Below are 20,320 nucleotides of genomic sequence, written 5' to 3'. Positions count from 1 at the left end.
TCGTTGAGATTTTCCGCCAGCGTCGACAGCGCCGCGCCGCGCACATCGGCTTCGTCGAGTGTGTGCACATCGCGGCTGACGAGCCGCTGCACCTGCGCACGCCCGGCAGACAGCGACCGCGCCAGCGCCACCTCCACCGCGGCCACTTCATCGCGCAGCATGCGCCACGCGAACATGGGCTTGAGGCACACACCCAACAGCAGCCCCTGCCAGACGCTCGGCAGGCGCGCCAGGGCCGCCTGCAGCGCGACGGCACAGGCAACCACGACGGCAGCGCCCGCCCACCAGGCCAGCGTACCACGCCACCAGGCGCGGCGCGCCGCATCGGGCGGTGCCGGGGCGGCCGGCGCCGCCCATGCGCCCGCCCAGGCCAAATAGCGCCCCATCCAAACCACGGGGTGCCAACGGGCTGGGGGCTCGCCCCAAACCCCATCGATCAGCCATGCCACCACGATGGCCAGCCCGCCCCCGATCATGTGGGGTGACGGCACCAGCACTGGCTGACCATCCATCATTCGCGTGCCACTCCGTCAGGGGATCGCCAAGCCAGACCGGCAGACCCGTCACTGCCGGGCAACCAAGCGGCCCCCCAACATTGGGCCCACCATCGGGCACGCCCCACGGCAATGCGGCCATCGTCGAAATCCACGATGTAGATCCGCTGCGCCGTCTGCGGGCGCGCCGGGATGCGGGGCAGCCTCCCGTCAGTCAGCAGCCACAGGTGGCGCAACGCCCCCGGATACCGGCGCGCATGGGCTCGCAGCGCCGCGTCGGCTTGCGCCAGGGCGGCCTCCATCGGCGTGCCGCCCCCACAACCCACGGGGCGTAGCCGCTCGATGAAGGCACGTCGCGCAAACGCGGGGGCCTGGATCCACTCCACCCCTTGCCCCCCAAGGGCCAGTAGGGCGACCTGTTGACCGGCGGTGCGCGCCTGCTCGAGCAAACCCGCGGCATACGCCTTGGCACGGGCGATTCTGCCGCTCCAGCCCATCGAACCGGAACGATCGATCACGATCAAGTGCAGATCCGCGGGTGTCTGCAAGCGATGCCGTCGCCTCAAGTGCCGCAGCTGCAGGGGCTGCGGCCCTTTGCGCTGCAGCGTCGCTGGCCAATCGACTGCCCCGTCGGCGTATTCTTCCGATCGGCCCATCGACTGCCCCTGGGGGCGCACCGCCCATTGGCGTGGCCACCGCGGCAGGCTGCTCGCCCAAGGCGCCTGACCCACCGGGTGGCTCACGCCTTTTTTATGGGCCAGCCCTTCCACGCGGCAGACCCCATCATGTCGACGGGCTGCGGGGGGAGTGCGCCCCAGCCGTCATGGCCATCAGCGGCAACAGCGCCCTCCTCGCTGGCGCGCGCGGCGTCCCCGACACTGCCGGTAAGCGCCTCCGGAGCGCCTCCCCAATCGCGCGCCGCGTTCGTCACCGGCTGCGGTGCTGGGGCCGGGGACGATGCCGATCGCCGGTGCACCAGCGCCATGTCAGCGACAGCATGCACATCCTCGGGTGTGATGCACTCGCGACCCAGCCACGCTGCGTGTGCACGGGAGGCCTTGAGCAACACCAAATCACCTCTGACACCATCGACCTGGGCTCGATGAGCGAGTGTGGCGGCCACCTGAAATACCTCGTCCGACCAAGACAGCGCGGGCAGCAAGGCTCGCGCTCGCTGCAAGCGCTGCCGCCAAGTCGCCTGTTGGTCGGCATGCTGGCGCGCGAACGCCGCCGGATCGGCCTCGTACGCCAGCCGTGCGCGCACGATCGCCGCCCGCACACTCGGATCGGACGGGTTGTCCAGTGCCACGAACAAACCGAATCGATCCAACAACTGGGGGCGCAATTCGCCCTCTTCGGGATTCATGGTGCCCACCAAAACAAACCGCGCCACATGGCGATGCGACACGCCGTCGCGCTCCACGATGTTGACGCCGCTGGCCGCGACGTCGAGCATGGCGTCGACCAATGCATCGGACAACAGGTTGACCTCGTCCACGTAGAGCACCCCGCCGTGCGCGCGGGCCAACAGACCCGGCGCCAGCCTTACGCTGCCGTCGCGCAACGCCCCCTCCACGTCCAGCGTCCCCACGACCTGCTCGAGCGTGGCGCTCAGTGGCAAGGTCACGAACGGGGCATCCGGGAGCAACTGGGCCAACGCGCGCGCTGCGGTGGATTTCGCCGTTCCGCGGGGGCCGCTGACGAGCACTCCCCCCAAACCGGGATCGATGGCCGCCAACAACAACGCCAGCTGCAACCTTGGCTGCCCAACGAGCGCGGTAAAAGGGAAAGAGGGCGCCGCCGACATGTCGTCGACCAAAGGTGGGGAGGTGTTCACAGGGGGTTCACCGAAGGGTTGTTTTCCATGGCGTCATCCAGCCACAGCAGCGCCTCGCGCAGTCGTTCGGCGTAGGCGCCGCCGTCTCGCCACAAACCGCGCTGGATGGCCTCTAGCAAGCGCAGCCCCAAGCTGCGCAGGGCTTGCGGGTTGACTTGCTGCAGAAAAGCCTGGTTGACAGGATCGAGAACATAGGTATCCGCCATGAGGGCGTATTGGTGGTCAGCCACCAAGCCCGTGGTCGCGCCAAAGCCAAACAGCAGATCGACGGTCGAGGCCATCTCGGCCGCCCCGCGATAGCCATGTTGGCGCATGGCAGCCACCCATTTCGGATTGACGGCGCGCGCTCGCACGACACGCGCCAGTTCCTCGGCCAGGGTCCGGATGCGAGGCGCGCCAGGCACACTGGCGTCGCCATGATAGATCGCTGGCGCCTGGCCGCGCAGCCATGTGCTGGCGGCGGCCATGCCCCCCAGAAAAGGGTAATAGCCGTCCGAATCGAGAATATCGTGCTCGCGGTTGTCCTGATTGTGCACGACCACATCGACCGCGGCCATGCGCTGCATGAACGAATGGTGCGCCGGGGCGCCGTGCTGGCCCTGTCCATAGGCGTAGGCGCTGGCGTTGACGAAGGCTTGGGCCAACTCGTCACGCGCGCGCCAACGCCCGCTCTGAATGCGTTCCTGGATACCATTGCCATAGTCCCCCAAGCGCGGACCAAACACGCGCCAAGTCGCCCTTCGCCACGCCTCACGGGAGTCCTCCCCGTGCGCTCGAGCCAGCCCCGCCTCGCGTTGCACGCGCACCCGTATCGGGTTGACCTCGTCGGGCTCATCCTCTGGGGGGATGGCGGCGACCGCTTGCACCGCAACATCGAACAAATCGATCAAGGCGGGAAATGCGTCACGGAAAAAACCCGAGATCCGCAATGTCACGTCGATGCGCGGACGCTGCGTGATGCTCATGGGCAAGACCTCGATGTCCACGACACGACCACTGCCCTCCGCCCAACGGGGCCGCACGCCGAGCAGGGCCAGCGCCTGCGCAAAATCCTCGCCACCGGTGCGCATGGTGCTCGTGCCCCAGACGGACATGCCCACGCTTTGGGGATAGGTGCCGTGGTCTTGCAGGTGCCGCTCGATGAGCCGCTGTGCCGCCTGCATCCCCATGGCCCAGGCCGTGGGCGTGGGCACGGCACGGGTGTCGACCGCGTAGAAATTGCGCCCGGTAGGCAAGACGTCGATGCGCCCGCGTGAGGGCGCACCGCTGGGACCAGGCGGGACGAACCGCCCCCGCAGACCGGACAACAACTGGGTCATTTCCTGCCGACCGCAAGCGTCCAACCGGGGCACCACTCGATCCAGGACGTCCGACAGCACAGCGCAAGTGCGCGGCCACTGGGCCGGGTCGAACCGGCATGGCTCGGCCAGCGCCTGCAGGGCGAGCCGCTCTAGACGCTCGCGGGTATGGCCATGGTGGCGCCACGGACCATCGTGGACGGCCACTAGGGGGGCGGGGCGCGGTCCCTGCCACGGCGCTGCCGCTTCGGCCTGCAAGGGATCGTAGCCTTCCAGCCCGAGATCGGCTGCCAGGGCGCGCAAAAGGCTGTCCTGTGCCATGCCAGAACCGCGGGGAAACCGGACCAGCGCCATCAGGGTCTCGAGACGCGCAGGGCCCTCCGGAGAGCGCCCGAAAATGTGCAGCCCTTGCCGAATTTGACTTTCTTTGATGTCGCACAAGTACGCGTCCAGACGCTGCAACAGGGCAACGCGCTGCCCCTCGTCGGCGGGCGTCTCGAACCCCAGATCACGGTGCAGTTGGTGCTGCAGCACGTCGTCCAGAATGCGCTCCCGCAGGCGCTGCGCGCGGCGCGGGTCCAGCAGCAACGCCTCGTAGTACTCGTCCATCGTTCGCTCGATGGCCTGCAGCAGGCCGTAGGTTTCGGCGCGCGTCAAGGGTGGCATGAGATGGTCGACGATGACCGCCTGCGTGCGCCGTTTGGCCTGGCACCCTTCCCCCGGATCGTTGACGATGAACGGGTACAAATGGGGCATCGGCCCCAATACCCAGTCGGGCCAGCACCCCTGCCCCAGCGCCACGCTTTTACCGGGCAACCATTCCAGGTTGCCGTGTTTGCCTACGTGCACGATGGCATCGGCCTGCCAATGCTCGCGCAGCCAGACGTAGAAGGCCAGATACGCATGGGGCGGCACCAGATCGGCATCGTGGTAGGTGCGCACAAGATCGATGTCGCGCCCGCGCGGAGGCTGAATTCCCACGAATACTCGCCCCAGCCGCAAACCAGGAATCATGATGCGCCCCTGTCGCACCATGGGGTCACACTGCGGCGGTCCCCACAGGGCGTCCACCTGCGCGCGCAGCGCTGCGGGCAACGAGGACAAAGAACGCTCGTAGTCTTGCAGCGCCAGGCTTTGGACAGCCGGGCGCATCGGGTTGGCCTCCAAACTGTGGGTGACGCTCTGTTGCAACAACGCCATGAGCCGCTGGCCATCCGCTGGCAGATCCCCCACATCGACGCCCTGCTCGCGCAAGGCATCGAGGATGGCCAACAGCGATGCAGGCGTATCCAACCCGACGGCGTGGCCGATGCGCGCATCGTCGCAAGGATAGTTGGCCAAGATGAAGGCCAACCGCAGGCGATGGGGAGGTTGTCTGCGCAGCCGACACCACCGACGCGCCAGCTCTGCCACAAAGTCGATGCGGTCGAACGCGGCTTCATAGCGCGCCACATCCACCTCGGCCCTTTCGCAACGCCAGCCCGTGCCTTTGAAGCTGATGGCCCGCGTGATGATGCGCCCATCGACCTCTGGCAACACCACGTGCATCGCTTGGTCGCGCGGCGACAAGCCGTGCGGATCCTGGGCCCAGCGCTCGCGGCTGCTGCCGGCGGTGATCAGCTGTAGGACGGGGGCGTCACCCCACCATGGACAGGTCTCGTCCCCGTCACCATCGCCACCGCCAGCGGCAAATGCCGTCGTGTTGAGCACGATATCGACCGGTTGCGCCGCGAAGGCGGCACGCAGCGCGGATTGCGCAGCGCAAGATTTGAGCGAGTCCACCGCCCACGCGCGCACCTGCAATCCCCGCTCCGCCAGCGCCTGCATGAGGCGATCGAAAACGCCGGTATTGCCGGCCAACACATGCGCACGGTAGAGCACGAGCAACGCCGTCGGTGCTTGTGTATCGACGCGGGGCAGCGCCGTGGCCGGCTGATACGGAAAAACCTCTGGCATGGGCTCGGGGGGATCGGGCGGAAGGCCGATCCCCCAAACACGGTGCAGGATGGTGGCAAAAAACCGCTGCGCGTTGACGCGACCGCCCTCACGCAGATATCGCCACAGCAGCCGACTGTCGGCGACACCCGCGCTCGAGCGCAACAGGAGCTGCGCATCCTCCTGCATGTCTCCTGAAAAGAGCGCCACCCACTGGCCCTGGCGCTGTGCCATGGCCGTCACGCGCTCGACCAGATAAGCCCAGTCAGCTGCGGCCCCCAGATGATCGATGACGATGGCGCGCGCATGGCTCAACACGTCGTCGATATACCAATCGACCGAGGCGGGCTGGCGCAGCGCCATCAAATTGGTCAATCGCACGCGCGGCGCTGTCTCGGGCAGTGCCTGCACCGCCTCGGCCAGCAACGACAGCGTCGTGTCCGCTGCGCTGAGCACCACGATGTCGCCGGGCGATTGCGACACGCGCACCACGCCGGCTGCGCCATCATCGACGAAGCCCCCGGGGCGAGCAGCGAGCACGTGCATAGGGCAACCTGTCGCTCGTTATGCTGGTGTCGACTCGCCCACGTGCACCGCATCGGCGCCCAAGCGCTGCCGCAGCAGTGCCTCGATCCCGTCGCGCGCCAAATCGCGGCCGATGAAGACCAGGCGGCTCACGCGTGGCTCATCGGCCCGCCACGGCCGATCGAAGTGGCTATCGAACCGTTGCCCCACGCCTTGCACGACGAGCCGCATCACTGCCCCAGGCAGCGCCACGAAGCCTTTGATGCGGTAAATCGGCCAGGCCAGCACGCAGGCCTGCAAGGCCTGTAGCAGCTGCGTGCGATCGCGCACGTTCAGCGTCAGCACCAGCGAGTCAAAAGCGTCGTGATCGTGGTCATCCTCCTCGTCGTGGTGGGTACGCCGGGTGTCGATGACGTCTTCCACCGCCCGCTGAAGACCCAGCAGCACATCTGGATCCAGCCGACCGTGTTGACTCAAGACGCACTGCACCCCCGGCGCCGTGTGAGCGCGCACACTTCGTAGCACCCCCGCGAGTGCCTCGGGTGGCAGTGCATCGACTTTGTTGACGACAACCAAGTCGGCAGTGGCGAGCTGATCGGCATACAACTCCGCCAACGGCGATTCGTGATCGAGGTTTTCGTCCGCTTGGCGCTGGGCCTGCACCGCCACCGGGTCGTCGGCAAAACGCCCCTCGGCGACCGCGGGGGCGTCGACCACGGTGACCACCGCATCGACGGTGAAGGCATGTTTGAGCGTGGGCCACTGAAATGCTTGCACCAGAGGCTTGGGCAGCGCCAGCCCGGAGGTTTCGATGACCAGGTGGTCGATGCGATCGCGGCGCGCCGCCAACCGCTCCATCGCGGGCGCGAACTCCTCCTGGACGGTGCAGCACAGACAACCATTGGCCAATTCGATCATCTCGCCGTTGGGCTGACCGCTCTCGTCACAACCGATGCCACAGCCGCGCAACAGCTCGCCATCGATGCCCAGCTCACCAAATTCATTGACGATGAGCGCGATGCGGCGTCCCTGTGCGTGGGTCAACAGATGGCGCAGCAGCGTGGTTTTACCAGCCCCCAGAAAGCCGGTGACGATCGTGGTGGGGATCTTGCGCACATGCATAGGGTGATGCCTCGGTGGAGTCGTTGGGATAGGGCTGCGGGGGTTTTTTCAGTCTTCGATGCCACGCTGGGCGGGCACACCCGCCTGAAAATGGTGTTTGATCAGTGTCATCTCGGTGACGGTGTCGGCCAGCTCGATCAGCTCCTCAGGCGCGTGGCGGCCGGTCAACACAACGGTCACGCCCGCCGGGCGGCGCCGAAGACAGTCCAACACCCGCGCCAATGGCACCCAGCCGTAGCGCAACGGATACATGATTTCGTCCAGCACGACCATGAAGTGCGCCCCTGCCTCGATGGTCGCCTCGGCTTTGGTCCAGCCGTCGAGCGCCAGCTGCGCAGAATGCGCCAGATCGCGGCTTTTCCAGCTAAACCCGTCACCCAACCCCTCGATCGGAATGCCGAGTTGGGAAAAGACGCGATGCTCGCCGAAACGAGCGGTCGGCACCTTCATGAACTGGTAGATCTTGACCGCCTTGCCCCGTCCGTGCGCGCGCAGCGCCAGCCCGAACGCGGCGGTACTTTTGCCCTTGCCCGGGCCAGTGTGCACGATGACGAGGCCGCGGCGTTCACCGCTGGGCCGCGGCGTGTCGCGCTGAGTCGGTGGGTTGATCAGTTCCATGTCGCCTCCTGGAGCCCGGCGGGGTGAGCGTCGTGGGAATGCGCCGGTGCCCGCCGCAAAAGGTAGGTATCCATGATCCAGCCGTGCTGTGCGCGTGCCCGCCGGCGTTGCGCGGCGATGACCGAACCGACGTCGGCCAGAGGTCCGTGCGCCAGTAGCTCTTGCGGCATCCCCAGATACGCCCCCCACCAAATGGTGATGCCGTCCGGCGGCAAGGTGAGGAACGACGCTTGGCCGTCCAACATGACTGCGACCGTATCGGCCTGCCGTGGCCAACCATGGTCGCGCAGCCAACGACCGGTGGTGATGAAGATCGGGGCATGGATCTCGTTGAGCGCGACCGCGTGCGCGGCTGTCAGCGCTTGCAGCGCCGTGATGCCGGGGACCACGCGCGTGCGCAACGTTACCTGTTGGGCCAAACGTTGCGCGATACGCAAGCTGCTGTCGTACAGGGAGGGGTCACCCCACACGAGCATGGCCACCCGCCCACCGGTCGGCAAATGCTGCCGCAGCGACGTGTGCCACACATCGGCGATGGCATCGTGCCACCGTTGCACTGCCAAGCAGTAGTCCGCCAGCGCCTGCGCCGGTTGGCGCTCGGGCATGTCAAACCATGCCAGCCGTACCCCCGTGCCGCTTAGCCACTGCTCGCATATCTGTTGCCGCACCGCCGCCAATGCGGCTTTTTCTTCACCTTTGCGCGGCAACAAAACGAGATCAGCCTCCTGCAGCGCGACCACGCCTTGGCGTGTCAAGTGGTCGGGGCAGCCGGTGCCCATGCCGATGAGGGTCAGCTCGACGCGCATGCCCCGCGCTCCGTGTCCATGCCCTCAACCGCGTCAACGGCCATTCGCCTCGACCGCCGGTGGCGCCGCTCGTAATCGGCCGCGTACAGCCGGCTGCGCCCGACCGCATCGGGATCCAGGTTGCGCCCCACCATGATGATGGCGGTGTGTAGAGGGCCTTGCCCGACCGCGGCGTCCTCGATCGTGCCCAAGGTCGCGCGTACCACACACGCGTCGGGCCACGACGCACGCCACACCACCGCCGTCGGCGCGTCAGCCCCGTAGTAGGGCAACAGCGCCCGCACCACGTCGGAAAGCGCGTGGATCGACAAGTGAATCGCCAATGTCGCCCCCGTGCGCGCAAACTGTTCCAACGACTCGGTCGTGGGCACTGGGGATGCGCGCCCTTGCAAGCGCGTGAGCACCACCGACTGACTCATGCCGGGAACCGTGAGCTCACAACCCAGCTCTGCGGCCGCGGCCGCAAACGACGGTACACCGGGCGTGATGGTGTATGGGATGCCGAGCGCCCGCAGCGCGTGAAGCTGCTCGCCCATCGCCGACCAAACCGACAGATCGCCCGAGTGCAAACGAGCCACATCCTGCCCGAGCTCGTGGGCGCGGCGTATTTCGTCGATGATGTCTTCCAGGCACAGCGCCGAGGTGTCCACAATACGTGCCCCCGGCGGGCAATGCGCCAGCACCCCCGCAGGCACCAGTGAACCCGCGTACAGGCAAACGGGACTGGCAGCGATCAAATCGCGCCCCCGCAGCGTCAACAGATCAGGCGCGCCTGGTCCCGCGCCGATGAAATGCACCGTCATGCCTCGACCTCCCACATCCATTGCATCCACGGGCGTGCCGGCTGCCAAGCGTGGCCGCCCCCCAGTGGCTGCGCCTGTGTGATCGTGAATTGCCACAGCTCGCCACCCCAGCGCGCGTGCAGCGACTGCAAGCACGCCATCGTGGCCAACGTCACCGCGTTGACCACCAAGCGACACCCCGCCGGCAAGCGCGCACGCAGCGCGTCGAACACCCCAGTATCGAACCCTCCCCCCACGAAGACCGCCTGCGGGTCCGGCAGGCGGGGTAGCGCCTCGAGTATCGATGTCGCGTGGACGTGCAAGCGCGGCTGCACACCGAGACGCTGCGCATTGAGCTGGATGTGCGCGGCACGCAACGCCTGGCGTTCAACGGCATGCGCGAGTCCGCCCGTGAGGCACCACTCGATGGCCACCGAGCCCGCGCCGGCACCCAAATCCCACAACACCTCGCCCGGTCGCGGGGCCAATGCCCGCAGCGTCAGCGCCCGCATCGGCGATTTGGTCATCACGCCATCGTGCACGAAGCACGCATCCGGCAAGCCGGGTGTCACGGGCAGACCCGCGGGACCGTCACACAGCCAAAACGCCACTGCCAACGGAGCCTGCAATTCAGGCAAACGGGGAGGCTCATGCAACACAAAGGGCACGACGCGCTCATGCGGCCCGCCCAAGCGCTGCAAGGCCCAACCCGCGCTGGCGCCGTAGCCAAGCTCGCTCGCCAGGGCCGCCAGCTCGTGCAGCTGCGCCGCGTCACGCAGCAACGCGATCAGGCGTTGCCCACGCCGCAGCCACGGTCTCGCCGTACTGCTGGGCAGGCTGTGCAAACCGAGGCACGCCGTGTCCTCGAGGCGCCATCCCAGACGCGCGGCTGCCCACGAGAAGGTGGACGGTCCCGGGTAAGCCACCCATTCGTGGGCGGGCAGATGGCGGGCGAGCGTGCCCCCTACTCCATACCAAAACGGGTCGCCCGACGCCAGCACGACCACTGGCCGACCGCGCCACGCCAACACCGGCGCGACATCGAAGGGACTGGGCCATTCCTGCCCGCGCACGCCCGCTTGCACCAGGGCCAAGTGCCGGGCGCCACCAAAAATGCGCTCGGCACGCTCGATCGCGGCTCGGCTACCATCGCTGCATCCAGCCAGCCCATGTTCGCTCACACCGATGATCGTCAACCAAGGTTCAACCATCACGCCCCGTGTCCTTTTGTTGGGTGGCACCAGCGAAGCCAGTGAGCTGGCACGCGCCCTGGCAGCAGCGAAGGTGGCGGCCGTGTTCTCGTACGCTGGCCGTACCGCACAACCGCTGCCACAGCCCCTGCCCACCCGCGTAGGCGGCTTCGGCGGGGTGGCGGGCCTGTGCGAATACCTGCGCTCGCAGCGCATCACACACGTGATCGATGCCACCCACCCCTTCGCTGCGCAAATGAGCTGGCACGCCGCACAGGCCTGCGCGGCGACCGGTGTCGCCCTGCTCGCGCTGCAGCGCCCCGCGTGGACTCGCCAAGCGCGCGACCGGTGGCAATCGGTACCCGACATCCCCGCCGCGGTGGCTGCGCTGCCGCGAGAGCCGGCGCGCATTTTTCTGGCCATCGGCCGCCAACACATTCAACCATTTCTGGAGGCGGGTCCTCACCACTGGTGGTTGCTGCGCGTGGTCGATGCGGGGCCGACGCTGCCCGCACGACAGGGCGTTGTCGTGGTCGCGCGCGGCCCGTTCACCCCAGAGGGTGACTGGGCCCTGATGCGCGATCATGGGATCACACACCTCATCGCCAAGAACGCCGGGGGGCAGGGCGGCTACGCCAAACTGGAAGCCGCTCGCCGCTTGGGCTGTACGGTCATCATGATCGAGCGGCCGCCCCAGCCCGATCGACCCGTGGTCGAGACCGTGGCCGGGGTCCTGCATTGGCTGGGCTTGACAGAGGAGGCTCATGCGGTGGTCACCTGACGAGGGGTGTAGACGAACGGCCCGACACGCTTCGTGCGCGAGCTTCCAACGATGACCAGGGTCCGCATGTCGACCATATCGGCGCTGACCTGGCACAGCGGTAACGACCGCACGGATTCCTGCGGCGTGTACACGGCACGAGCCAGCACCACCCAGCGCGCGGGCTCGCAGCGATGCTGCAACAGATCGAGCACGCGCCCGAAACCGTCGGGACGGGCGTTGGAGCGGGGGTTGTACAGCGCCAAGGCCATGTCGGTGTCGACCGCCGCGAGCACACGCCGCTCGATCAGCGGCCATGGCTTGAGGTTGTCGCTCAAATTGACCACGCAAAAGTCGTGGCCCAGAGGCGCGCCCACCCGCGCTGCCGCTGCCAACATGGCGGTCACCCCCGGCAATACCTGCACGGCGACGCGCTGCCACTGCGGGTGCTCGTCCATGACTTCGAACACCGCCGAAGCCATGGCAAAGACCCCGGGGTCGCCCGACGATACGACGACCACCTGGGAGCCAGCAGCGGCCAGCGCCAACGCCAACTGCGCTCGCTGGCGTTCCTGCCGGTTGTCTGACACGTGGGTGCGCACGCCCGAGCGCCGCGGCACGCGCTCGACGTAGGGGCCATAGCCCACGATATCGGTGGCATCGTCCAAGGCCCGCTGCACCTCGGGAGTGACCAGATCGGGCGCGCCCGGCCCCAAGCCCACAACCTTGACGTATCCGCTCATGATGCGCGCTCCTGGGGCCGACGACCCTGCCCGTGCACCAACACCAAGGCAAAGTACGGACACGCCTCGTTCGGCACCTCGGCCAAGCGCTGCACACGCTGCTGCGGCATGGTGCCGTATTCCACCAACCACGCATTCGCCAGACGCCCGGTGCGCTCCAGCGCCTGGCGGATCCGACCCAAATGCCGCCCCGTTTTCATGATGACGAGCGCGTCAGCGCGCGCCATGTGCTCGACGAGTCGCTCGACGGGCAGCGTGCCCATCAGGACGGTCAACACGTCATCGCCCCAAGTGATGGGCATCCCAGTGGCCGCCCAACACCCCACCATTCCCGGCATGCCAGGCACCACCTCGACCTCGAGACGCGCTTGCAACCGCACATACAGATGCATGAAAGAGCCGTAAAAAAAGGGGTCCCCCTCGCATAGCACCGCCACGTCATCCTCGCGTGCCATGACCGCCAAGCGCTCGCTCCAGTGGTCATAAAACCCTGCCAGTGTGTCGTTGTAGACCGCACTGTCGAACGGCAACTCCGTGGTGACCGGGTATTCCATGGGACATTGGACTGCATCGCTGCGTAACAACCCCTCGACGATGCGACGCGCCTGCCCAGGGCGTCCACGTTTGCGGAAATACGCCACCTGCCGCACGGCGCGCAAGCGCTCCCGCGCGCGAACGGACATCAGATCCGGATCGCCTGGTCCCAATCCGACCCCAATGATGCGTCCCATCACACCTCCCGCTCGCACGCCAGCGCATTGAGCGCAGCCACCGCGATGGCCGAGCCCCCAAGGCGGCCCCGCACCACGATGGCCGGTGCCACCGCCGCTTGCAGCAACGCTTCTTTCGACTCCGCCGCTCCCACAAAGCCCACCGGACAGCCAATGATGGCGCTGGGTTGGGGGCAATCGTCCTGCGCCAACATCTCCAGCAAATGAAACAACGCTGTCGGGGCATTGCCCACCACCACCACCGCCCCCATCAGATGGGGACGCCACAACTCCACCGCCGCGGCACTGCGCGTCGTGCCAAGGCGGCGGGCCAACTCGGGCACGCCGGGGTCGTGCAAGGTGCACAGAATCGGGTTGTGGGCGGGTAGCCGCTGCCGCGTGATCCCCTCACTGACCATACGGGCGTCGCACAGGATCGGCGCACCCTCCGCCAACGCACGGCGCGCCGCCTGAACGGCCCCCGGCGTAAAAACGATGGAAGAAGCCAACCCCACCCAACCGCAGGCGTGGATCATGCGCACTGCGATGGGCTCCTCGTCCGCGGCGAAGTGCGCCAGATCGGCCTCGGCCCGGATGATGGCAAATGACTGGCGATAAATCACTGCCGCGTCCCGCTCGTATGAATAGGTCACGGTTGCAACTCCCGTAACAGGAGGCCGATGTCGCGCTGGGACAAGCCTGCTTCTTTGGCGGGCGTGTCTGCCATCGCCCAGCCCAGCCACTCCAGTCCTGTCTCGCCCACACGCACCGTCCACGTCGGCCCGCGATGCGCGCAACCCTTGGCACAGCCGGTCACGTGCAAGCGGGCCCAGCCAGGCAACCACGGTGCCAAAGCCTGTGCCACATCCTGCGTCGTTCCTTGGGCATGCCCGCACCCGGGCTGGCCGGTGCAGACTGCCGTGCGCCACCGGGGATCGTCAGCGCGCCAGACCAGCGCAGACTCGTCGATGGCGGACTGTAGGCCCTCACTCAGCACGGCGCGCCACGGCGTCAGCCGCACGCCCCCCTTCGCGCCCAACGTGGATAGCGTGGCAGCCGGCAAGCGCCCCCACGCCACCCCCAACAACCAGCCGACAGCCGTGCACCCCAGTGTCGGTTCCCAGCGCGGCGCGTCGGCAACGGCGTCGCGCTGCCAGTAAGCAGGCAAGCCGCCCGCCCGCACCCAGTCAGCAACACGCTGATGCCGCCCCGCGCCGCTGTCGCTGAACAGGCGCGCCAGCTCCAAGGCGGCATGTGCCGCTTCGTCTGCCGCCACACAGCGGCCCGCCGTCGCACCGTCGGCATACACCAGCAAGGCTTCGCCACGACGCTCGATGCGGACATCCGCCGATGCTTCGCGCAAACAGGGCCGCATGCCGGTATCGACCGCAAACCCCAGTTTGGCGGGCAAAGCCACGTCTGTGGCCTCGCGCAACGCTGCGCTGAGTGCATCCGCTACCGTATGCGTCACATCGCCAGGCTGCCAAAAGGGTTGCACCAACACGTTGCGCCGTGACTCGGCAGCCGCATCGGGGTCCAACAGGCCCAGCTCATGCAGCCCCTGCTGCAACGCGGGCAAGCCCGCTTGAGACACCCCGCGCAACTGCAAATGGGCACGCTGCGTGACGGTCAACTGCGGCTGCGCCCAACGTTGCGCAAGTGCGGCCAACCCTTGGGCCTGATCGGGACTCAAATAGCCACACCATGGCTTGATGCGCACCAGCCAGCCGTCAGCGGCCAGCATGGGACGCCAAGCCCCTGGACACCAACCTTTTCGCCGGGGTTGGAGCCCGGGCGCCGACGCCTGCTCACGATGCGTGCCCATTCAACCCTCCTCCTCTGCGACCCCATAGTAGGGGCTCAGCCCCACCGTCCGGCCCACGATCAACAAGCCGGGACCCGAACCATAGCCGGGTGATGCCCGCAACAGGCGCTCCAGTGTGGTGGCGTGTATCCGTTGTCCCGGACGGGTGCCGTCGATGACCATGGCCGCTGGCGTGGTCGGCAACAGTCCGTGAGCGATCAGCTGCTGCCCGATCGCCGCCACCCGCGTAACCCCCATGTAAAAGACCAGCGTCTGCGAGCCTTGCGCCAACGAGGCCCAATCCAGCGACGCATCGTCTTGCGCCCGGTGACCAGGAAGAAAGACGCAACTCGACGCCCACTGCCGGTGGGTCAACGCAATGCCTGCGGCCGCCGCGCAGGCCACGGCGGCAGTGACACCGGGGACGATCTCGAACGGAATGCCCGCTGCCATCAGCGCTTGCATCTCCTCGCCGCCACGCCCAAAAACGAGAGGATCGCCGCCCTTGAGGCGCACCACCCGATGTCCCTGACGGGCATGCTCGATCATCAGTTCATGGATGGTGTTTTGCGGCAGGGTATGCGACCCCATGGTTTTTCCGGCGTCGATTCGTCGGGCATGGGCCGGGATCCGCGCCAGGACGTCGGCACCGATCAAGCGGTCGTGAATGACGACCGTGGCCCGGTCCAGTCGATCGATGGCGCGCAGCGTCATCAGATCGAGCGGCCCTGGCCCTGCGCCCACGATCGACACCCATCCTCGATCAATCATGGTCAGGCACCGCGATACAGACGTGGCTCGACCCAGCGGCTGCTGCTCAACCGATGCCACTGTTTGGCCAGAGCCAACACCGCCAGATCGACCACAGGCTCGAGCAATACGACCGCCATGTACGCCGCGCCAAAGCGGGCGATCTCGACGAGGTTGTCCCCAGCCAGCCCGTGCCCATAGAGGGCCCAAAAGGCGACCCATGCGACGATACCGCCCTGATAGGCAGTCGACAACTTCAGCGCCTGGGTGTAACCGATATCGACATACCGCGTCTGGGACGGGATGATGCGCTGGGCCAACGCATGGATGGCAAACAGAGGCACGAGCAGCGTGGTGACGTTCATTCCGTACTGAGGCAGATCACTTGGCGCGAAAAACAGTCCTTGAACGAGCAAGCCCCCGGCCAGGCCCAATGCGGCGGGCGCCGCCCCTAGCGTGAGCAGCAACGTACTGCCCATGATCAGGTGCACCTCTGAGACGCCGACGGGGCGGTGCGGCAGCACCTCGAAAAACGAAAACACCAGCAACGTTGCGATCACACTGCGCACGGCCAATGGCAGCCAACCGTCGCACCGGGCGGTCTCCCAGACCTGTTTGGCTGCGTAGCCGAGCGCGGCTGCAGCGGTCGCATAACTGAGCACGATTTTGGCGCCCTCTACGACTCCCGGTTCGATGTGCATGGTTTGCTCCTCCAGTTGAATGGTGCCAATGGTGGCACCGACCGATGAAAAACCGCCCCTACCCCGCCAACACGCTCGACGTCAGCCCCACCCGCGCCAGCAGCGCCTGGTCGGCCTGCACGTCCGGGTTGCCCGTGGTCAGCAAGCGGTCCCCGTAAAAAATCGAATTCGCCCCAGCCAGAAAACACAACACCTGGGTCGCGTCATCCATCTGGCGCCGCCCAGCGGACAAGCGCACCTTGGCGCGCGGCATGGTGATGCGCGCCACCGCCACCGTGCGCACGAACTCCAGCGGATCCAGATCGGGCTGCTCGGCCAGGGGGGTTCCCTGCACCCTGACCAGTTGGTTGATCGGCACCGACTCCGGGTACGGGTCGAGATTGGCCAGCTGCGCGATCAATCCCGCGCGCCCACGGCGCGACTCGCCCATGCCCACGATGCCACCGCAGCACACGTGGATGCCCGCCTCGCGCACATGCTGCAAGGTGTCGAGCCGGTCTTGGTAGTCGCGCGTGGTGATGATGTGGCCGTAGAGCTCCGGAGCCGTATCCAGGTTATGGTTGTAGTAATCCAACCCCGCGGCCTTCAACCGCTGCGCCTGGTCCGCGCTCAGCATGCCGAGCGTGCAGCACGCCTCCAGCCCTTCATCCTTGACGACTTCCACCAGCTGCACCACCTTGTCCAAATCGCGCTCGTTCGGCGCGCGCCAAGCGGCCCCCATGCAAAAGCGGGTCGCACCCGCCTGCTTGGCCGCGCGCGCCGCCGCGCGCACCTCGTCGGGCGTCATCACTTTGGTGGCCTGCACGCCCGTGGGGTGGTGCACCGATTGAGGGCAGTAGCCACAGTCCTCTGGACAGCCACCCGTCTTGATCGATAGCAGCGTCGCCAGCTCGATTTGCAGCGGGTCGTGGTACTGCCGATGCACGGTCTGCGCGCGGTACATCAGCTCGGGCAGGGGCAGATCGAGCAGTTCCAGGATCGAGTCGGTCGTCCAGCGCGGTGCTGAAGCCACGTTGGGCGCGGTAGGATCGGCCGCCGCAGAGGTCAAGAGGGATTCCATGATGTCGTTCCTGAAGAAAGAGAGCCCGGAGGGGTCGAGGATACGTCGGGGACGACGACCAGCCCGACGTCTGAGCCGACCACCCGGACGCGTTGATCGAATACCGCCTCCAGCGCCTGCTGGGTTTGTCGTGCCGCACACATACCGTGGTAACGAACGGCGCCCGCCGCCACGATCAGTAACTCATCGGCCTGCAAAGCGATCGTCAAATCATGCAACACGCTCACCACCGTGCTGCCCTGCGCGACGAGCGCGCGCACCAGCGCCACCCAATCGGCCTGGTGGGGGGGGTCGAGGTTGGCCAGTGGCTCGTCCATCAGCAACACAGAGGCTTGCACCGCCAGCAGTCGCGCCAGCAGCACGCGCTGGCGCTCGCCACCCGACAAGGTACCAAAGGCGCGCTCGCGCCATTCCCAGGCCTGGGTCTGGCGCAGGGCCGCCTCGACGGCAGCGTGGTCGGCCGGACTCGGCGGCGCGAGCCACCCCCGATGCGGCAAGCGCCCCAGCATGGCCACGTCGTAGACGGTCAGGTCGTCCGCGCCGGCGTCCACCGCCCCTCCCTGCGCCAGCCAAGCGAGGGTGCGGGCCCGCTGGCGGTGCGGCCAGTCGGCAAGTGGACGGCCCAGCAGCGACACGCGCCCCTGCACCGGCAACAACCCGGCGAGCGCCCGCAGCAGGGTCGATTTGCCCGCGCCATTCGGGCCGACGATACTGGTCCAGCAACCGGCGCGGATCGCCACGTCCACACCGTCGAGCACGCGCCGCCGGGACCGTGCGGGCCCCAGCTCGACACGAAGGCGCTGCGCCGCCAACGCCAGCACAGCAGCGTCGGTCGGGATCGGATGGAGCGCGGTCGTCATGTGGCTCACCCCGTGCGCCGATGCATCAGCCACAGCAAATAGCCCCCGCCCAGCACCGCCGTGAGCACCCCGACCGGGATCTCTTGCGGGGCCACTAAACCGCGCGCCAACAGATCGGCCACCATCAGCAGCAGCCCACCCATCAGGCTGGCCAGCGCCACCAGCCAACCGTGGGTGACCTTGACGAGCGTGCGCACCAAATGCGGCGCCGCCAACCCCACGAACGCGATCAAGCCGGTCTGCGCCACTGCGGTGCCCGTGGCCAGCGCGATGACGGCCACCAACGCCAGGCGCAGCGGCGCCAGCGGCAGGCCGAGACTCTGCGCGGTCGCTTCGCCCAACGTCAGCCCGTCGAGCACGCGCGCCAGCGCCCACGCAGCCCCGATACAGACCGTGCCCACAGCCATCATGATGGCGCAGGCAGACCAACCGACGAAGCCAGTGGAGCCGAGCAGGAACGCCTGCATGGCCTGCAGCACGTCGGGTACCAACAACGTCACGAGCGAGGTCAGCGCCCCCAACACCATGCCCACCACCACTCCTGCGAGCAGCAGGCGCAGGGTGTGCTGCACCCCGCGCGCAAGCGCCAACGTCAACAGCACCGCCGCCACCGCGCCCAAGAAGGCGGCACCCGTCAACCCCAGCCGAACGATCCACGTGGCGGCAAACGGCGACACTCCCAGTGCGGCGAGCGCCAGCGCCACCGTGAGCGACGCGCCCGCCGCGCTACCCAGCAAAAAGGGGTCGGCCAGCGGGTTGCGAAACAGCCCCTGCGCCACGGCCCCCGCCAAGCCCAGCAATGCCCCCGCCGCCCAGGCGCCCAGGGTACGCGGCGCGCGGATGTCCCATACGATTTGGGCCGCGATCGGGTCGGCCAGCATGGCCCACACCGGCTCGATGCCCGTGCTGCCCACGCCCAAGCCCAGCGTCCCCAATACGGCTGCCGCCAGCACGAGCGCCGCCGCCAGCGGCCAGCAGCGCGCCGAGCGGGGCGATGCCGCCAGGGTGGGCGACGCGAACCAAGGCGAGACGGACGGCTTCATGGTTGGACGTGCTTGCGCAGACAATCGGCCAATAGCCGCGCGCCCTCGCCCAAGCGCGGCCCGGGGCGGATGATGGTGTCGGCGTCGTCGTTGTCGAACACGCACACCCGCCGCTCGCGCACGGCGCGGATGCGCTCCCAGCCGGGCCGCTCGGTCATGCCGGGGGCGTTGCGCGCCCCGACCATGATCACGTCCGGATTGGCCCGCACCACGAACTCGGGGTTGAGCTTGGGGAACGGCCCCAGCTCCGCGGGCACGATGTTTTGCGCGCCCAGCCGCGCCAGGGTCTCGCCGATGAATGACGACGCCCCGGCTGCGTACGGCGCACGGTTGACTTCGAAATAGACTTTCGTGCGCCGCACGTTAGGCGGCAGCGACTGTGCCGCCGCCGACACGGCGGCATCGATGTGCCGCCACAGCCGCTCCGCATCCTCGGCGGGCAAGCCCAGCACGCGTGCGACCGTGCCCATGACGCGCCGCATGTCCGCGTGCGTCTTGGGCTCCAGTGCCACCACCTTCAAACCCAACGCCTCCAACCGTTCGCTGCCTCGGCTGGAGACAGCGGCCAGCACGACGTCGGGCCGCAGCGCAACGATGGCCTCGACGTTAGGGTCGATGCCACCTCCCACCCGCGGCAATGCCTGGATCGCGGCCGGCCAGTTGGAGTAGCGATCGACCCCGACCAGCCGTTGGCACTGCTGCAGCTCGCACACGGTCTCGGTCAACGACGGCAGGATCGAGACCACCCGCTGCGGCGCGGCGGGCAGCACCACGGTGCGCCCACGATCGTCGGTGACAGTGATGGGTTGCGCCCACGCCGCGCCCAGCCACCCCACCAGGCCTAGCGCGAGCGCCCACACAGGCCAACCCATGCGTCTCATGCCCCCACCTCCTTGACCACCCACGGACAGCCGGCCACCACCACGGTCACCCGCTGCGCCACAGCCGCCACGCGTTGATTCAACATGCCCAGCGCGTCGATGAAGCGCCGCACCGGCGCCTCCATCGGGATCACGCCCCAGCCGATCTCGTTGCCCACCAGCACCACCGGCCCCGGCAGGCCAGCCAGCGTCTGGCACAGCTCGTCGCAAGCGGCGGGCACGTCGGCCACCGGCGGCAGGCCCGGCGGCGGCATCGTTGCTTGGGTCAACCACATCGTCAGACAGTCCACCACGATCAGCGTGTCCGGAGCGCTGACGCGCCGCAGCGCCGCCGCCACCGCACGCGGCTCCTCCACCGTGGCCATCCCCGGCACGCGCTGCGCCCGCTCGCGCCGGTGCCG

Annotated in this window: 21 protein-coding genes; 1 reads left to right on the top strand and 20 read right to left on the bottom strand. The window is 67.7% G+C overall.

Translation table 11 applies throughout. The features are described 5' to 3' along the window. The 9 genes from Q0716_RS04740 to cbiE form a co-directional block, all read right to left on the bottom strand. Positions 1 to 512 (bottom strand): cobalamin biosynthesis protein (locus Q0716_RS04740; RefSeq protein ID WP_299020228.1); only part of this gene is annotated, 512 nt, incomplete at its 3' end. Next, positions 512 to 1,150: a VWA domain-containing protein gene (locus Q0716_RS04735; protein ID WP_299020226.1), complete on the bottom strand. Its 639-nt coding sequence runs from the start codon at positions 1,148 to 1,150 to the stop codon at positions 512 to 514. The genes Q0716_RS04735 and Q0716_RS04740, both read right to left, overlap by 1 nt. Positions 1,151 to 1,233: 83 nt before the next feature. Further along, positions 1,234 to 2,301 (bottom strand): AAA family ATPase, encoded by a 1,068-nt coding sequence (locus tag Q0716_RS04730; RefSeq protein ID WP_299020230.1) that lies wholly within the window; start codon positions 2,299 to 2,301, stop codon positions 1,234 to 1,236. A gap of 26 nt (positions 2,302 to 2,327) precedes the next feature. Further along, on the bottom strand, positions 2,328 to 6,110 hold the full coding sequence (cobN, locus tag Q0716_RS04725) for a cobaltochelatase subunit CobN (protein ID WP_299020224.1): 3,783 nt from the start codon (positions 6,108 to 6,110) through the stop codon (positions 2,328 to 2,330). A gap of 18 nt (positions 6,111 to 6,128) precedes the next feature. After that, positions 6,129 to 7,211: a cobalamin biosynthesis protein CobW gene (gene cobW / locus Q0716_RS04720; RefSeq protein ID WP_299020222.1), complete on the bottom strand. Its 1,083-nt coding sequence runs from the start codon at positions 7,209 to 7,211 to the stop codon at positions 6,129 to 6,131. 48 nt (positions 7,212 to 7,259) lie between these two features. Further along, a complete protein-coding gene (gene cobO / locus Q0716_RS04715) occupies positions 7,260 to 7,829 on the bottom strand; it encodes a cob(I)yrinic acid a,c-diamide adenosyltransferase (RefSeq protein ID WP_299020220.1) in 570 nt (189 codons plus the stop codon). Next, positions 7,820 to 8,635 carry a precorrin-6A synthase (deacetylating) gene (gene cobF, locus Q0716_RS04710; protein WP_299020218.1) on the bottom strand — a complete coding sequence of 272 codons (816 nt, stop codon included), beginning with the start codon at positions 8,633 to 8,635 and terminating at the stop codon, positions 7,820 to 7,822. The genes cobO and cobF overlap by 10 nt, the downstream gene beginning before the upstream one ends. Next, on the bottom strand, positions 8,620 to 9,438 hold the full coding sequence (gene cobM / locus Q0716_RS04705) for a precorrin-4 C(11)-methyltransferase (protein WP_299020216.1): 819 nt from the start codon (positions 9,436 to 9,438) through the stop codon (positions 8,620 to 8,622). Before cobM ends, cobF begins: the two co-directional genes overlap by 16 nt. Next, positions 9,435 to 10,628, bottom strand: coding sequence for a precorrin-6y C5,15-methyltransferase (decarboxylating) subunit CbiE (cbiE, locus tag Q0716_RS04700; protein WP_299020214.1), 1,194 nt, complete (start codon positions 10,626 to 10,628; stop codon positions 9,435 to 9,437). Before cbiE ends, cobM begins: the two co-directional genes overlap by 4 nt. On the opposite strand from cbiE, the gene Q0716_RS04695 reads away from it, so the two are divergent. Next, the gene (locus Q0716_RS04695) at positions 10,603 to 11,388 is read left to right on the top strand and encodes a cobalt-precorrin-6A reductase (protein ID WP_299020212.1); all 786 of its coding nucleotides are present in this window, start codon (positions 10,603 to 10,605) and stop codon (positions 11,386 to 11,388) included. The two genes, cbiE and Q0716_RS04695, sit on opposite strands and share 26 nt — an antisense overlap. Here the strand turns inward: Q0716_RS04695 and cobJ are convergent. The 11 genes from cobJ to Q0716_RS04640 form a co-directional block, all read right to left on the bottom strand. Further along, positions 11,370 to 12,110, bottom strand: a complete 741-nt coding sequence (gene cobJ, locus Q0716_RS04690; RefSeq protein WP_299020210.1) for a precorrin-3B C(17)-methyltransferase — start codon at positions 12,108 to 12,110, stop codon at positions 11,370 to 11,372. The genes Q0716_RS04695 and cobJ overlap by 19 nt on opposite strands. Continuing rightward, positions 12,107 to 12,841 (bottom strand): precorrin-2 C(20)-methyltransferase, encoded by a 735-nt coding sequence (locus Q0716_RS04685; RefSeq protein ID WP_299020208.1) that lies wholly within the window; start codon positions 12,839 to 12,841, stop codon positions 12,107 to 12,109. Before Q0716_RS04685 ends, cobJ begins: the two co-directional genes overlap by 4 nt. Continuing rightward, positions 12,841 to 13,473 carry a precorrin-8X methylmutase gene (locus Q0716_RS04680; RefSeq protein WP_299020205.1) on the bottom strand — a complete coding sequence of 211 codons (633 nt, stop codon included), beginning with the start codon at positions 13,471 to 13,473 and terminating at the stop codon, positions 12,841 to 12,843. Before Q0716_RS04680 ends, Q0716_RS04685 begins: the two co-directional genes overlap by 1 nt. After that, positions 13,470 to 14,564 carry a hypothetical protein gene (locus Q0716_RS04675; RefSeq protein ID WP_299020203.1) on the bottom strand — a complete coding sequence of 365 codons (1,095 nt, stop codon included), beginning with the start codon at positions 14,562 to 14,564 and terminating at the stop codon, positions 13,470 to 13,472. The genes Q0716_RS04680 and Q0716_RS04675 overlap by 4 nt, the downstream gene beginning before the upstream one ends. 81 nt (positions 14,565 to 14,645) lie before the next feature. Next, positions 14,646 to 15,395, bottom strand: coding sequence for a uroporphyrinogen-III C-methyltransferase (cobA, locus tag Q0716_RS04670; protein WP_299020201.1), 750 nt, complete (start codon positions 15,393 to 15,395; stop codon positions 14,646 to 14,648). 2 nt (positions 15,396 to 15,397) lie between these two features. Further along, positions 15,398 to 16,075 (bottom strand): energy-coupling factor ABC transporter permease, encoded by a 678-nt coding sequence (locus Q0716_RS04665; RefSeq protein ID WP_299020199.1) that lies wholly within the window; start codon positions 16,073 to 16,075, stop codon positions 15,398 to 15,400. Between the two features lie 58 nt (positions 16,076 to 16,133). Beyond that, positions 16,134 to 17,135, bottom strand: a complete 1,002-nt coding sequence (bioB, locus tag Q0716_RS04660) for a biotin synthase BioB (RefSeq protein WP_299020197.1) — start codon at positions 17,133 to 17,135, stop codon at positions 16,134 to 16,136. Continuing rightward, positions 17,120 to 17,995 carry an ABC transporter ATP-binding protein gene (locus Q0716_RS04655; RefSeq protein ID WP_299020194.1) on the bottom strand — a complete coding sequence of 292 codons (876 nt, stop codon included), beginning with the start codon at positions 17,993 to 17,995 and terminating at the stop codon, positions 17,120 to 17,122. The genes bioB and Q0716_RS04655 overlap by 16 nt, the downstream gene beginning before the upstream one ends. A gap of 5 nt (positions 17,996 to 18,000) precedes the next feature. Continuing rightward, positions 18,001 to 19,038 (bottom strand): iron ABC transporter permease, encoded by a 1,038-nt coding sequence (locus Q0716_RS04650; protein WP_299020192.1) that lies wholly within the window; start codon positions 19,036 to 19,038, stop codon positions 18,001 to 18,003. After that, positions 19,035 to 19,919 (bottom strand): ABC transporter substrate-binding protein, encoded by an 885-nt coding sequence (locus tag Q0716_RS04645; RefSeq protein ID WP_299020190.1) that lies wholly within the window; start codon positions 19,917 to 19,919, stop codon positions 19,035 to 19,037. Before Q0716_RS04645 ends, Q0716_RS04650 begins: the two co-directional genes overlap by 4 nt. Beyond that, positions 19,916 to 20,320 (bottom strand): bifunctional adenosylcobinamide kinase/adenosylcobinamide-phosphate guanylyltransferase (locus Q0716_RS04640; RefSeq protein ID WP_299020188.1); only part of this gene is annotated, 405 nt, incomplete at its 5' end. The genes Q0716_RS04640 and Q0716_RS04645, both read right to left, overlap by 4 nt.

It is taken from the genome of uncultured Tepidimonas sp., from assembly GCF_938045175.1.
In the GTDB taxonomy this organism is placed as follows: Bacteria; Pseudomonadota; Gammaproteobacteria; order Burkholderiales; family Burkholderiaceae_C; genus Tepidimonas.
This window is presented reverse-complemented; position numbering and strand designations above follow the sequence as displayed.

Excerpts from the sequence above, each read along its gene's own strand:
- Q0716_RS04735 (WP_299020226.1), bottom strand. The coding sequence starts at position 1,150 with ATGGGCCGATCGGAAGAATACGCCGACGGGGCAGTCGATTGGCCAGCG.
- Q0716_RS04730 (WP_299020230.1), bottom strand. The coding sequence starts at position 2,301 with ATGTCGGCGGCGCCCTCTTTCCCTTTTACCGCGCTCGTTGGGCAGCCA.
- cobN (WP_299020224.1), bottom strand. The coding sequence starts at position 6,110 with ATGCACGTGCTCGCTGCTCGCCCCGGGGGCTTCGTCGATGATGGCGCA.
- cobW (WP_299020222.1), bottom strand. The coding sequence starts at position 7,211 with ATGCATGTGCGCAAGATCCCCACCACGATCGTCACCGGCTTTCTGGGG.
- cobO (WP_299020220.1), bottom strand. The coding sequence starts at position 7,829 with ATGGAACTGATCAACCCACCGACTCAGCGCGACACGCCGCGGCCCAGC.
- cobF (WP_299020218.1), bottom strand. The coding sequence starts at position 8,635 with ATGCGCGTCGAGCTGACCCTCATCGGCATGGGCACCGGCTGCCCCGAC.
- cobM (WP_299020216.1), bottom strand. The coding sequence starts at position 9,438 with ATGACGGTGCATTTCATCGGCGCGGGACCAGGCGCGCCTGATCTGTTG.
- Q0716_RS04695 (WP_299020212.1), top strand. The coding sequence starts at position 10,603 with ATGATCGTCAACCAAGGTTCAACCATCACGCCCCGTGTCCTTTTGTTG.
- cbiE (WP_299020214.1), bottom strand. The coding sequence starts at position 10,628 with ATGGTTGAACCTTGGTTGACGATCATCGGTGTGAGCGAACATGGGCTG.
- cobJ (WP_299020210.1), bottom strand. The coding sequence starts at position 12,110 with ATGAGCGGATACGTCAAGGTTGTGGGCTTGGGGCCGGGCGCGCCCGAT.
- Q0716_RS04685 (WP_299020208.1), bottom strand. The coding sequence starts at position 12,841 with ATGGGACGCATCATTGGGGTCGGATTGGGACCAGGCGATCCGGATCTG.
- Q0716_RS04675 (WP_299020203.1), bottom strand. The coding sequence starts at position 14,564 with ATGCTGGCCGCTGACGGCTGGCTGGTGCGCATCAAGCCATGGTGTGGC.
- cobA (WP_299020201.1), bottom strand. The coding sequence starts at position 15,395 with ATGATTGATCGAGGATGGGTGTCGATCGTGGGCGCAGGGCCAGGGCCG.
- Q0716_RS04665 (WP_299020199.1), bottom strand. The coding sequence starts at position 16,075 with ATGCACATCGAACCGGGAGTCGTAGAGGGCGCCAAAATCGTGCTCAGT.
- bioB (WP_299020197.1), bottom strand. The coding sequence starts at position 17,135 with ATGGAATCCCTCTTGACCTCTGCGGCGGCCGATCCTACCGCGCCCAAC.
- Q0716_RS04655 (WP_299020194.1), bottom strand. The coding sequence starts at position 17,995 with ATGACGACCGCGCTCCATCCGATCCCGACCGACGCTGCTGTGCTGGCG.
- Q0716_RS04650 (WP_299020192.1), bottom strand. The coding sequence starts at position 19,038 with ATGAAGCCGTCCGTCTCGCCTTGGTTCGCGTCGCCCACCCTGGCGGCA.
- Q0716_RS04645 (WP_299020190.1), bottom strand. The coding sequence starts at position 19,919 with ATGAGACGCATGGGTTGGCCTGTGTGGGCGCTCGCGCTAGGCCTGGTG.